Genomic DNA, 12,539 nt, shown 5'->3' with positions numbered 1-12,539 from the left:
CCTGCATGGGAAACATCGTGCCGCCGAGATGGGCGTGCCAGTCCTGAAAGCGCTCCAGCCCCAATGCCTGGCCTTCTTCCGAATAGGCGGCGATATAGCCGCTGAACTCGTTTTCGTGCCTGAATTCGCGCGCTGGCTTTCCGACATTCGGGTCGTCCTCGCGCAAGGTGATCTCGATCGGCCAACCGTAGTCGATCGCTTCTGTTCCCGGCAGGTTCTTCCAGCCTCTGGGAGGCCGCGCTGCCGCCAGAAGCTCGTTGACGGCAAGTCCGCCGCCGGGCGAAAAGACGTTTTTCGCCTGCTGCTCGGCCACCGTTCTCGGCAGGTTGAATTCGCCGAAATAATCGAGCGGCGATTTCGAGAGCCAGCCGGGAACAGGAGCGCCCTCGATGGCCGGCGGCGCGCCGAGCGGTGCTGCAAACTCCTCTTCCGTCAGCCAGAAGAGAACGTAGTCGTTGTCCATGAATTCCATGTCGAAGCGGCGCGGATCGGCCTGGCGCGCGCCTTCGGTGTCCACATTTCTGCTTGCCGGCGGCGTTTCCCATTGTTCGTCGACAAAGAGCGAGATCGCCACATACTTATCGCCGAGCGTGCGGTATTGCGGCGGTAGTTTCACCGTGAAGGCATGGCGAAGCGGCATACCGTTGGTGATGCTGACCGGCCATCTGCTGGCATCGATGCCCGGCGGGCGGCCATAGCACCAACCGCTATTGGGACGGCGGGCGAGATCGACAGGATCGGTCATCGTCAGGTCATAGGCCTCGGTGAGGCTGGCATCGGCATACTTATAGGGCCGCTCCGGATAGACCGCCGTCGGATCCGTCAGACTGATGATCCTGACGACATCCTCCCTGATGCCGACGCCGAGCGTCAGCGTATCCGACAGGTCCGTCTTCAGCATGGTCCAGCCATACTTCTCCCGCTCGTCGGAGATGCGCTCGATACCGGGATAAAGCCGATGCAGCTCTTCGGCCGGCATTCCCATCCTGACGCCATGGATAGGGGGAAGCTCGAAGGGGGCGCGGAAATGAACCTCGCCGAGCCTGCCATCGGCGGTAATGCGCGTGCCGAATTCCTCGATATGCAAATGGCCTTCCGCCTGTAGGCTCGGCTCCTTCCAGCTCGTCCCCAAAGCCGCCTTCAGCTCCTCCACAGATACACCCGGCTGCATCGGAGCCAATCTCGCATTGTCTATCGGCATGCGCGTCCTCTCTCGCTGACCGTCCCGCGCAAGAGATAGGACGGGTTGGAGACAGGGCAATGACGTAGCGGTCGCAGCCATCGTCATCCATGATCGAGGCCGGACGCGGCCATCCCTAGACGGCGGCAGACCGAACTGGCGGGCATGCCCCTGCTTGCCGAGCAGGGCGCCGCAAACACAGCTGAGAACCGGATTGGCGCACCGCTCCGCCCGTATCATGGACACGAACTGCTGGATGACGGAGGCCGCGGCACCCATCCCGGATACCGTCTTGTAGGACGCCTCGAAGGTCTCGCGGATTTGCGTGGGTGGTGATTTCGGCAAAAGTGTTTCCGCCTCGCGAACTCTAAGATTTTATGGGCGTCGAATTCCGGCTTTCATAAAAATGCCTATTGCATTACGGTCATAATTTAATATGATGATCGTAATGCAAGCGAATGGGCGTCTTGCTCAATCCCGGGCAAGTCGCGCTATCCCATGAAATTAAGTGAGGATTCCATGCACAAGGAAGTTACGTCAGACCAGACCAGAGCTGCCGATGGCTTGGCCGCCCTAGGTGTTGGGCAAGCTGCTCGGGCGATGAACGATGGCGTATTCGCGGCGGAGACATACGCCGAAGCACTTCTCGATCGTGCCCGCGAGCTGTCAGATCTCAAGGCTTTTATCACAATCGACGAGGAGGCTGTTGTCACGGCCGCCCGCGAAGCCGACAAGGCCCGCTCGGCTGGCGCATCAAGCCCGCTGCTCGGCGTCCCTCTCGGGGTCAAGGACAGCTACCTCACAGCCGGCCTGCGCACGACACTCGGCGTCAGCAATCTGAAGGACTTTGTGCCCACGCAAGATGCTGAGGTGGTTGGCGCGATCAAAGAAGCTGGCGCGATCGTGTTCGGGAAGAACAACCTTGTCGAAATGTCCTTCGGATTGACCGGCGACAACAATCCGTATGGCCAGGTGAAAAATCCTCGCGCTCCTAATCGCGTCAGTGGTGGGTCTTCTAGCGGGTCCGCGGCAGCTGTTGCCGCTGGCATCGTGCCTGCAGCTTTTGGAGGAGACACCATCGGTTCAATCCGGGTGCCGGCATCGTTGTGTGGCGTGGTTGGTTTCAAGCCAACGACAGGGCGATGGCCACGGAATGGGGTCGCTCCGATTTCCCATGTTCTCGACACAACCGGGGTGTTCGCCCGCACGGTTGAAGACTGCGAGCTCATCGATCAGGTGGTCACGAAGGCGCCGGCATCGATGCCGACCGGATTAAGTGACTTGAAGGGGGTGAGGTTCGCCTATGCGCCCAGGCAATATCTCGACCTCATCGATCCCGAGGTCGAGGGACGTTTCAACAACGTCATTCACAGACTACGCGATGCCGGCGCCGAAATCGTCGAAATTGATTTCGGAGTGGAGTTCTCAGCGCTCGCCGACACGACAACCTGGAACATCTTCTTCCGTGAGACGATGGGTGCGATATCCGCGTTTCTCAGAGAGAACGATATTCCCACCTCCTTCGAGGAAATTTACCGGGACCTCAAGCCGGGCCTGAAAGAAGCGTGGCAGCACCATGTTCTGCCAAGTGGCTCCAAATGGCTGTCTGACGATGGCTATAACGCCGTATTGGCCAATAACCGGCCCAGACTTCAGCGCCTGTTCAGCGATGCCATTGCGACGAGCGGGGCCGAGGCGCTTCTCCTGCCGACGACACCCTGCACGGCGCCGGAGATCGGGAAGGAAAACCAGTTTTCGATCGCAGGGCGGGAAGTGACCTTCGCAGCGTTGGCGAAGAACACCATCCCGGCAAGTGGTGCCGGCCTTCCGGGAATCAGTCTCCCGATGGGCAGCGCGAGCAACGGTCTTCCAATCGGCCTTGAGATCGATGCTCCCTTTGGCGAGGACCGCAGGCTGCTGTCGCTCGCCCGTCGGGTCGAGGCGCTCGGCATCTCGTCTTCCTGAATAGAAGCAGCACGATACCATGTAATCGCCCAATCCCGAGCTGAAAAGGACTATCAAAATGGCAAGCACGATCGACATTCAAAAGATCCAAGTAGAACACGTTACGATCCACTCCAGCAAAGATTTCGATGCTGTCAGGTCGAACCTGGAAAGCATCATCCCTAGGATCGATGACGGCATTTTCACACTCCTTCGCTATCGGGAAACAGCCCGAGCGCTTCGGGAACTGGAGGCGCTTCCGCCGCTATCGATTTTCGGATTTCGAGATCATGGTGCCGCGGTTCAAGTAGCCGGTCTCCAGCGTCAAGCGATACAATACGACATAGGCAATCCGCTCACCGCGACAAAAATGACTCGCCACCGCATCTCTGCGGGCCTCTATGCACCTATCCGAGTGTTCCTTCGCGAGGACAGCGACGGTGTCGCATTCGAGTATGATCGGCCGATCTCCACCTTCGGCCAGTTCGGGGACCGCGACGTCGACGAAGTCGCGAGAAAGCTTGATAAAGATCTGCAAGCCGTGCTTGAGTCCGCAGCCGCGTAAGCTGTCGGAAACCGCTGCTTGCATCGCGGGAACAATGCAATGCAGAGGCCCAACCATTTACGGAAGACATAGATGCGCTTTGAAAAGGGTCACAAGGAAAACACGCGACGTCGAATCATCGACGTCGCTTCCAAGCGTTTTCGCAGAGACGGTGCGGCAGCCTCAGGTCTGGCAGGGATTATGTCAGAGGCCGGCCTCACAAACGGGGCATTCTATCCACATTTCGATTCAAAAGAGACGCTCGTGAGGGAGGCTGTTGTCAGTGCGTTGAATGATCAACTCGCAAATTTGGAGCAGGCCCGAACAGCGGAATTGGGGATTGAGGATGTCATTCGTGACTATCTGAATATTGCCCATCTGCAAGGTAGCGAAGATGGCTGCCCATCGGCGGCACTCTTGTCTGAAATCGGGCGTCAACCGGATTCGACTCGAAAGGCGTATGAGGATGGATTGGCACGTTATATCGAGACACTCGCGGCGTATCTTCCAGCCTCGCCATCGTCCTCACCATCCGAGCGCGCAATGGCGATCTTCAGCTTAATGGTGGGCACACTTCAGATAGCGCGAGCTGTTTCCGATCCATCCAATGCGACGGAAATCCTCGAAGGTGGCGTCCAAGCTGCACTAACCCTGGCAAAAACATAGCCAGAGCCGGTGCGAGAGACCAGCTGTTTGAGGAAGCGTTTCTCGTGAGAGGAATCGAACCAACGATTCCGCTCACATCTGCGCATTTTCAGCCCAATAGCTTAGAAATTTGCCTTACTCAACTTCGATCAGGCGACTCTCTGGAAGAAGACCACCGGTCGTACTTCACAGTTCCTGACACGAGCTTGTCAATGAACTGAAGCACGCCGTCTGTGAATTTGGAGGTCGCCATCGACTAATGAAGCTGGCCGGCCTCGCCACCGGCAAAGGCGGCGCAGACCATCTCACCTTCATTACCGAGTCTTGGAACAGTGTGACGCCGAATGTCTTGCCGAGCATGGTTCCAACTGTGGCGTCGGAAAATCGACCAGCTCCTGCCCTCGCGCCAAATCGCGGGGAAGCTGGTCGAGTAGCCCGCCAGAACTTCGAAGCTTGACTGCCGGCAACCAAGTGGACACCCAGAAGACCAAAAACAGCGCGATTGACTCTAATATGTATCTGCTTTAAACAAATACAAATAGCGCGGCGGGAGGTCGCGCTAGTGCTTGCGGCGGGAGACCGCGCGCGACTTTTTTCCAAGGGAGGAACAGAATGCCGAAGTTTTCGCATATGCTCGCCGGCGCCGTCACCGCTGTGGCGTTGATGACGAATGTGGCCGCCGCTCAGGACACCGTCGGTGTGAGCTGGCGCTATTTCCAGGACGAACGCTGGAAAATCGATGAAGCCGCAATGAAGTCCGTTCTCGACAAGGCCGATGTTTCCTATGTCGGCATCGACGCGCAGGGCGACCCTCAAAAGCAGGCCGCCGACATCGAAAGCCTGATTGCCCGCGGCGTCAAAGTCCTCGTCGTCGTCGCTCAGGATGCCAAGGCAATCATTCCCGTAATCGATGAAGCCAAGCGCAGCAACATTGCCGTGATCGCCTACGATGCGCCGATCGACACCGGCGACGTCCTCTACACGAGTTTCGACAACGTGGCGGTCGGCCGCGTCATGGGCGAGGCCCTGCTGAAGGCGGTGCCGAAGGGCAATTATGTCTCGATGGACGGGGATCCTGCCCAGACGATCCAGCAGGTTTTCAAGAGCGGCCAGATGCAGGCGATCCAGCCGGCAATCGACAGAGGCGACATCAAGATCGTGGCCCAGCAGAACGTTGAGCAGTGGAAGCCGGACGTGGCGCAGTCGCTCATGGAGCAGGTGTTGACCGCAAACGCCAATAAGGTCGATGCGGTGCTCGCCATGAACGACAGCATCGCGAACGGCGTCGCGGCGGCCCTCGCCAGCCAGGATCTCCTGGGCAAGGTTGCCATTTCCGGCCAGGATGGCGACAAGAACGTCCTCAATCGCATCGCCAAGGGCGACCAGACGATGACCGTCTGGAAAGACGCAAACGCGCTTGGGCTGGTCGCCGCAACGGCGGCCGTCGAAATTATCAAGGGCGCGAAAATTGACGCTGTGACAGGGGTAAAGCCTGGCAAGACGTCCACCGGTGCATCGCAGCCCGCGATCATCCTCGATCCCATCGCCATCACGCGGGACAACCTCGACCTCGTCGTGAAGGCCGGCTGGATCTCGAAAGACGTGCTTTGCAAAGGCGTGACGAAAAACCCGCCAAAAGCCTGCGAATAAGCAGTTCCAGCTGGAGTTTTGTCATGACCTCTATTCTCCAACCTGCGTCCAGTTCAACGAAGCTTCTCCCCCGACTGCTACAAGCGGTCGGGGGCGGTGGCCGCGACACTCGCCTCGTGGCGATGGTGATCGTCCTTGCCTTGATCTGGCTTTTCGCAAATGCCCTTACCAATGGCGTATTCCTTTCGCCTCGAAACCTGTTCAATCTCTCGCTGCAGGTTTCCGTCGTGGCAATCATGGCCTCGGGCATGATCCTCGTGATCGTTACGCGTCATATCGATCTGTCGGTCGGATCTCAGGTCGGCTTTCTCGGGGTTCTCGGTGGTCTCGTACAAAGCAGCTGGCTTCCCGACAGCATGCATGCCTGGTGGATCTCCTGCCTTGTCATGCTGACGGGTGGCATGTTCATCGGTTTGCTCCAAGGCGCCCTTGTCGCCTATGCGCGGATACCGTCATTTGTCGTGACTCTCGGTGGTCTGCTTTTCCTGCGCAATGCTGCCTATGAGCTGAACGACGGCACCACGATCGCCCCACTGAGCGCGACATTCCAGAATCTCGGCGGCGGACAGAACGGCGTTCTCGGAGCCGCGTTGAGCTGGGCCGCCGCCGCCGCCGTCACCGCCTATATCGTCTTCAATCTTGTGCGCAGATATCAGCGTAAGAAATCTCTCGGCGTTCAGAATCCGTTGACGGCATTCGACGGTGTCTCGGCGGCTCTCTGGTGCGTCTGCGCATTCGGTCTTGTCGCAGTCATGAACAGCTACAAACGGCCGGGAACGACAGAGTCCATGGGATTGGCCGTGCCTGTTCTCATTCTGATCGCCGTGACGACGCTGATGACGATTATCGCCAAAAAGCATAGGTTTGGACGCCATGTGTTTGCCGTCGGCGGCGATCCGCTGAGCGCCCGGTTGACAGGGATCAATACCCAGCGCGTCGTCCTCGAAGTGTTCGTATTGATGGGGTTCTTGTCCGGTTTGGCCTCCATCGTGCTGACGGCCCGACTGAATGCCGCGGCAAGCGGAGCGGGCACGATGATGGAACTCTACGTCATTGCTGCTGCCGTGATCGGCGGGACGTCGCTTGCCGGCGGAGCCGGGACGATCCTAGGCGGCTGCGTCGGCGCCCTGATCATGCAAAGTCTTCAGAGCGCGATGGTTCTGATGGGCATCGCGAGCCCGCTGCAGAGCATGGTGCTTGCCGGTGTTCTCGTGCTTGCCGTCTGGATTGATACGATGTGGCGCGAAAGGAGGCCATCATGACAACCCCGTTGCTCGAAGCCCGCAACGTCAACAAGGCCTTTGGCGGCGTTCACGCGGTGGAAAATGTCAGTGTCTCGCTCATGCCTGGCGAAGTCGTCGCCCTGCTGGGCCACAATGGAGCCGGCAAATCGACCTTCATCAAGACGCTCTCAGGCGTCTTTCCAGCCGACAGCGGCGAGATCCTGATCGATGGCAAAAACGTCGATATCCGCTCGCCCCACGACGCCCAGGAACTCGGGATCGAGACGATCCATCAGACACTCGCTCTCGCCGATAATCTCGACGCGATTTCCAACCTTTTCCTGGGGCGCGAACAGACGGATCGTTTCGGCTTTCTGGACACGGAAGCGATGGAGCATGGCGCCCGACAGACGATCGACCGGATGCGGTTAAGGATCCCTTCCCTGACCTCGTCAGTAAGGTCTATGTCCGGAGGGCAGCGTCAAGCCGTTGCCATTGCGCGCGCCCTCCATTTCAATGCGCGCATCCTCATCATGGATGAGCCGACGGCCGCCTTGGGTCCGGAGGAAACGAAAAATGTCGGCCTCTTGATCCAGGAACTCAAAAAGCAGGGGTTAGGTATCTTTCTGATCAGCCATGACATGCACGATGTCTTCGCACTGTCGGACAGGATCACCGTCATGAAGTCAGGCTGGGTTGTTGGCTCCTACGCTACACGCGACCTGACACAGGACGACGTCCTGGAAATGATTATCCTCGGCCGCAAGCCGGCCCGCCTGGCCGCCACGACCGCATAAGGCAAACCAACTCTGGAATGGACAGAAACATGACAGTCAAAGCACCAAACTTCAGCCTCGATGGGAAAGTGGCGCTGGTCACCGGCGCAGCGCGCGGTATCGGTCGCGCCTGTGCCCTCGCCTGCGCGGCGGCCGGGGCCGATGTCGTCATCGGCGTCCGCAACGTAGAGGCGGCTGCAGACCTCGAGGCCGAGCTGAGAACAACTGGTCGACGCATTCTCGCGGTCACGATGGACATCGCAGACAGTGGCCAGATCGCCGAAGCCGTTGCCGAGGCGGTCGCTGCATTCGGAAAGATCGACGTGCTGGTGAACAATGTCGGCGTCGCCCCCGGCAATCTTGCGGAGCTCGTCGAGGAAAAGGACCTCGAGCGGATCCTCGATGTCAACATCAAGGGCACGTTCCTCGTCACGCAGACCGTCGCCCGCCACATGATAAAACAGAAAAGCGGTCGCATCATCAATATCAGTTCGCAGGCCGGCACGGTAACGCTTCGTGGCGAAGCGCTCTATTGCATGAGCAAGGCAGCGATCAACCATTTGAGCCGGTGCCTGGCGGCCGAATGGGCGCAGTACGGCATCACGGTCAATACCGTCGCACCGACCTTCATCTGGACGGATTCGACCCGGCCGGTCCTTGCCGATCCGGATTTCTACGCTCGCACGGTGGGCCATATTCCGCTGGGGCGGATCGGCGATACTGATGATGTCGTCGGCGCTGTCGTCTATCTCGCATCTCCTGCCGCATCTCTCGTCACCGGCGCCAATCTGTTGGTCGACGGGGGATGGTCGATCGCATGACGGGGGTCCTGCGAACCTTTGCTTGTACTCAGGCATCTGCTACTGCGTCAGGGCGTACTTTCGGCAACGATTCGAGTGCTTTGCCGATGCCCGATAACAGCTCCTGACCCGACACATGTTGTCCCTGGGAGGAACATTGACGACGAATAGTGTCTTGCGACACATGAATGCTGTGCGGTGCCTTCGCGTCTTGCGCAAAGACGTCCCTTTGTCACGCGCAGATATCGCCCGCGAATTGAACGTAACGCGTGCGACCGTCGGCAACTCGATCAAGCAACTCCTTGCGGAAAATTTGGTTATCGACCTCAACGAGAGCGCTGAGGCCAATGGTGCCGGCCGTCCGGGCGCTCTTGTGGCGCTGAACCCGGCCGGCGCCTACTTTATCGGTCTCGATATTTCTTCGGCCGAAATCAATGCCGTTCTGATCGACTTCTCGATGCATGTCATCGCAAAGCGGATCGTGTCGATCGCCGATCGTTATCATGACCCGAAACGGGTGATCGAACTGCTCGCCACCCTGCCAAAGGAACTGATCGAGGTGTCGAAGGTACGGGCATCGCGCGTGCGCGGCGTCTGTATTTCCGCGCCGGGCATCGTCCGTGAAGGCAGGATCATTTCCGCGCCTTGGCTGAGTTGGCGCGATGTTGACGTCATGTCGGCGATGTCCGATGCGATGCAATCTTCACTGAAGGTGCAAATTTGCAACGACGCCGTTGCTCTTGCAAGCGCCGTTGCCGCCGACGCGTCGGAAAACGATCTGAGCGACGTGCTGCTGCTATTGCTCGCGCAGGGCATCGGCAGTGCCCATCTGCGCCACGGCCGCGTCGTCGAAGGCGCCCATGGACTTGGTGGCGAAGTCGGACATATGGTCATGGGCGGGCAGCCTGGGATGGCGGCGACACACACGTTCGAAATCCTGGCCGGCTATCAGAAGTTTCTCCCCATCATCGAGAACGATGTCCCGATCCCGGAAGGGTTGGCCAAACTCGTGACGCTCGAAGGATCCCCAGCTCTCGACCAAGCCCTTAATGATTGGGCCTTGGCGCTGGCAACTGGCTTCCTCAATCTTATTCATATACTTGATCCGAAAACGATCGTGCTGGGGGGCCCGCTTGCTGTCCTCTATCCGCGGGTGTCGCAGCGCGTCGAGAGTCTGCTTTCCGAAAACCTCGTCCACGGCTTCAATGTCCCGCCGATCTCGGTTGCCCGGTTCGGTGGTGACGGAGCTGCCATCGGCGCCGCCGCCCTGCTTCGCGAGAGCCTTTTCGACCTTCCCGAACTGCCCGCCGTTTAATTTCAGACCGACAGCCAAACAGGTTTGACAGCCTATTTGTATTTGTATAATACAAACGCAAATAGCCCAGCCAGTGGAGGAAACAAATGCTGAAGCTAATCGACCCAATTCTCTCCCCGGAACTTCTTTACGCCCTTCGCTCGATGGGACATCGCCACGACATTGCAATCGTCGATGCAAATTTCCCTTGCGACGCAGGCGATGAACGCCTCATTCGCCTCGATGGCGTTTCTGGCCCGAGGGCGCTGGAAGCCATCCTCAAGATCTTCCCATTGGAAGAGCAGGAACCGCAGGTCGCATGGAGAATGATCGCAGAGGGCGATGCTGCCAAGATCTTGCCCGTTTTCGAAGACTACAGCGCTGGCCTGACGAAGACCCAAGGCAAGGCAATTGAACTGACCGCGGTCGAGCCGGACGAGTTCAAGGACCGCGTGCGGGACGCTCATACAGTCGTTGTCACGGGAGAGCGCCGGTTCTACGGAAGCGTCATCCTACGCAAGGGCGTCATTGCACCGGAGTGAGGCTGTCGCGCCAAAGCGGTAACTCAAAGATAGGTGGTTAGGACCGTGCCCGATCTCTTCGCATCCTCTTTCGACGCCTTTCTTTTTGACATGGACGGGACCATCCTCAATTCGATTGCGGTTGCCGAACGCGTCTGGGGAGCATGGGCATGGAAGTTCGGGCTCAACCCAGAGGTGTTCCTGCCGACTATTCACGGGCGAAGAGCCTCCGAAACAATTTCGTCCCTCGGCCTTCCGGATATTGATCCTGAGGCCGAGGCAGCTGCCATAACACAGGCCGAAATTGATGAAATCAAGGGCGTCATCGCGATCACCGGCGCGCAGCGCTTTCTGAGCAGCCTTCCATCCCACCGCTGGGCTGTCGTGACCTCTGCTCCCGCTGCCTTGGCCAAAAGACGGATCGAGGCCGCTGGTTTGCCGACGCCCGCGACGATCGTAACATCCGAGGATGTTCGGCGGGGCAAACCCGCCCCGGATTGCTTTATTCTCGCCGCCGAGCGTCTTTCGGTTGATCCGGCCCGTTGTCTTGTGTTCGAGGATGCCGAGGTTGGCATTACCGCCGCGACAGCGGCAGGTTGCCAGGTCGTCGTCATTGCCGAGACGCATAAACTGCGCATGGCAGGAGATCATAGGCAATTCGAGAACTACGAACACATCAAGCCGAAAATCGTCACCGGGGGCCTGGGCCTGATTCAAATCTAATCATTGACCTTTCTCTCGCATCGTCTCCGTTTTCGGGCGGCCAAAAACGAGGTTTTCATCCACGGACAACATCTGTTTGTGCAGCATTGACGCGCCGCCGATGGCGGGACCTTCGAGGCCGAGGGACGAGAGTTTTATTTCGGGTATTGGATGCCCGTCGAGCAGATTCCGGGTGACTTTTTCCAGTGTCTCTTCCCGGCAGAGATCGAAAAGTGCGGCCACCGGGCCGCCGAGCACTATCCGCGCAGGATTGAATATGCTTGTCAGCGTCGCGACCCCTCGCCCGAGGTAAAATGACCAGTCCTTGAGTGTCGAGAGAGCGGCCTTTTCCTGTTGTTTCGCTGCCTCGATGAAAGCTTGAATATCGCCTGCTGACCCACCGTGAAAACGGTAGCGCGCAAGGACGGCCTCCTGTCCGATAAAACTCTCGAACGATCCGGAAATCGTGGCCAGTTCAACGAAGCCTTCGTCTCCAAGTATGATATGGCCAAGCTCGCCGGCATAGCCGTCCTGGCCGCGAAGAAGTTGGCCGGAATTCACGATCGCCCCGCCGACGCCGGCATCGAGATAGATGTAGATCTCCGTATCGACGCTTTCATCTTTCGATTGATAAATCTCGGCGATTGCAAATGCGTTGGCATCGTTTTCGGCGATCAGCAACGGAATGTCGGGCAGTCGTTGCCGCAACTTCTCCAGGATTGGCTCCTGGCGCCATCCCAGTATCGGAGCACGCAAAATCGTGCCATTTCGATCTATTACCCCTGGCGCGGTCAGGCACAGGCCCCGGATGCGATAGTCTTTTCCCAGCCGTTCCCTGATACCCTCGACGACCTCCACCAACCGCTGCACCACGAGATCTGGGCTCGCCTCCAGGAGGCTGAAGTCCGACCTGGATTGCGCGATCACCGTCGCCTCCATATCGAGGGCGACGACGTTCATTCGCCCGACGCCAATATCCGCGCCTATGAACATCCCATGGTTCGGGTTGATGCGAACAAAAGTGCCGGGCCGACCGGTGCCAGCACTTTTATCGTCCTCGGATTCATCTTCCACCAGCAGCCCTTCATCTGCGAGGCTTGCAACGATACTGCTTGCCGTGGAGCGACCCATGCTGAGTTCTTTGGCGATATTCGCCCGGCTGATCCTGCCATGGCGGAAAACAACATCCAGCGCCCTGACCTCGTTAATGTGCCTTACGGCGCGCGGCATGGACATCGGCGATCTCCCAGTCGATCAGAG

Annotated in this window: 12 protein-coding genes; 10 read left to right on the top strand and 2 right to left on the bottom strand. The window is 58.6% G+C overall.

What is annotated here, in order from left to right:
- Positions 1-1,525 (bottom strand): DUF7256 domain-containing protein (locus HFO71_RS26750; protein ID WP_420910165.1); only part of this gene is annotated, 1,525 nt, incomplete at its 3' end.
- Between the two features lie 174 nt (positions 1,526-1,699).
- On the opposite strand from HFO71_RS26750, the gene HFO71_RS26740 reads away from it, so the two are divergent.
- The 10 genes from HFO71_RS26740 to HFO71_RS26695 all read left to right on the top strand — a co-directional run bounded on the left by HFO71_RS26740 (position 1,700) and on the right by HFO71_RS26695 (position 11,300).
- The gene (locus tag HFO71_RS26740) at positions 1,700-3,145 is read left to right on the top strand and encodes an amidase family protein (RefSeq protein ID WP_221985488.1); all 1,446 of its coding nucleotides are present in this window, start codon (positions 1,700-1,702) and stop codon (positions 3,143-3,145) included.
- Between the two features lie 58 nt (positions 3,146-3,203).
- On the top strand, positions 3,204-3,689 hold the full coding sequence (locus HFO71_RS26735) for a DUF302 domain-containing protein (RefSeq protein ID WP_168340883.1): 486 nt from the start codon (positions 3,204-3,206) through the stop codon (positions 3,687-3,689).
- 72 nt (positions 3,690-3,761) lie between these two features.
- On the top strand, positions 3,762-4,334 hold the full coding sequence (locus HFO71_RS26730; RefSeq protein ID WP_168340882.1) for a TetR/AcrR family transcriptional regulator: 573 nt from the start codon (positions 3,762-3,764) through the stop codon (positions 4,332-4,334).
- 591 nt (positions 4,335-4,925) lie between these two features.
- On the top strand, positions 4,926-5,963 hold the full coding sequence (locus HFO71_RS26725; protein ID WP_221953450.1) for a substrate-binding domain-containing protein: 1,038 nt from the start codon (positions 4,926-4,928) through the stop codon (positions 5,961-5,963).
- 23 nt (positions 5,964-5,986) lie between these two features.
- The gene (locus HFO71_RS26720) at positions 5,987-7,225 is read left to right on the top strand and encodes a sugar ABC transporter permease (RefSeq protein ID WP_221953449.1); all 1,239 of its coding nucleotides are present in this window, start codon (positions 5,987-5,989) and stop codon (positions 7,223-7,225) included.
- The gene (locus HFO71_RS26715; RefSeq protein WP_221985487.1) at positions 7,222-7,983 is read left to right on the top strand and encodes an ATP-binding cassette domain-containing protein; all 762 of its coding nucleotides are present in this window, start codon (positions 7,222-7,224) and stop codon (positions 7,981-7,983) included. The genes HFO71_RS26720 and HFO71_RS26715 overlap by 4 nt, the downstream gene beginning before the upstream one ends.
- A 29-nt stretch (positions 7,984-8,012) precedes the next feature.
- Positions 8,013-8,783 (top strand): SDR family NAD(P)-dependent oxidoreductase, encoded by a 771-nt coding sequence (locus HFO71_RS26710; protein ID WP_168340879.1) that lies wholly within the window; start codon positions 8,013-8,015, stop codon positions 8,781-8,783.
- 208 nt (positions 8,784-8,991) lie between these two features.
- Positions 8,992-10,077: an ROK family protein gene (locus HFO71_RS26705; RefSeq protein WP_221953448.1), complete on the top strand. Its 1,086-nt coding sequence runs from the start codon at positions 8,992-8,994 to the stop codon at positions 10,075-10,077.
- Between the two features lie 86 nt (positions 10,078-10,163).
- Positions 10,164-10,598 carry an RbsD/FucU family protein gene (locus HFO71_RS26700; protein ID WP_168340877.1) on the top strand — a complete coding sequence of 145 codons (435 nt, stop codon included), beginning with the start codon at positions 10,164-10,166 and terminating at the stop codon, positions 10,596-10,598.
- Positions 10,599-10,643: 45 nt separating this feature from the next.
- On the top strand, positions 10,644-11,300 hold the full coding sequence (locus HFO71_RS26695) for an HAD-IA family hydrolase (RefSeq protein WP_312884353.1): 657 nt from the start codon (positions 10,644-10,646) through the stop codon (positions 11,298-11,300).
- Here HFO71_RS26695 and HFO71_RS26690 read toward each other — a convergent pair whose 3' ends face one another.
- The gene (locus tag HFO71_RS26690; protein ID WP_221953447.1) at positions 11,301-12,515 is read right to left on the bottom strand and encodes an ROK family transcriptional regulator; all 1,215 of its coding nucleotides are present in this window, start codon (positions 12,513-12,515) and stop codon (positions 11,301-11,303) included.
- Between the last annotated feature and the right edge of the window lie 24 nt (positions 12,516-12,539).

Source organism: Rhizobium laguerreae (assembly GCF_019778565.1).
GTDB classification, from domain to species: domain Bacteria; phylum Pseudomonadota; class Alphaproteobacteria; order Rhizobiales; family Rhizobiaceae; genus Rhizobium; species Rhizobium laguerreae.
The sequence above is the reverse complement of the archived record's forward strand: the minus strand, read 5'-3'. Positions and strand labels throughout refer to the sequence as shown.

Coding starts and splice junctions, on each gene's coding strand:
- HFO71_RS26740 (WP_221985488.1), top strand. CDS start 1,700: ATGCACAAGGAAGTTACGTCAGACCAGACCAGAGCTGCCGATGGCTTG.
- HFO71_RS26735 (WP_168340883.1), top strand. CDS start 3,204: ATGGCAAGCACGATCGACATTCAAAAGATCCAAGTAGAACACGTTACG.
- HFO71_RS26730 (WP_168340882.1), top strand. CDS start 3,762: ATGCGCTTTGAAAAGGGTCACAAGGAAAACACGCGACGTCGAATCATC.
- HFO71_RS26725 (WP_221953450.1), top strand. CDS start 4,926: ATGCCGAAGTTTTCGCATATGCTCGCCGGCGCCGTCACCGCTGTGGCG.
- HFO71_RS26720 (WP_221953449.1), top strand. CDS start 5,987: ATGACCTCTATTCTCCAACCTGCGTCCAGTTCAACGAAGCTTCTCCCC.
- HFO71_RS26715 (WP_221985487.1), top strand. CDS start 7,222: ATGACAACCCCGTTGCTCGAAGCCCGCAACGTCAACAAGGCCTTTGGC.
- HFO71_RS26710 (WP_168340879.1), top strand. CDS start 8,013: ATGACAGTCAAAGCACCAAACTTCAGCCTCGATGGGAAAGTGGCGCTG.
- HFO71_RS26700 (WP_168340877.1), top strand. CDS start 10,164: ATGCTGAAGCTAATCGACCCAATTCTCTCCCCGGAACTTCTTTACGCC.
- HFO71_RS26690 (WP_221953447.1), bottom strand. CDS start 12,515: ATGTCCATGCCGCGCGCCGTAAGGCACATTAACGAGGTCAGGGCGCTG.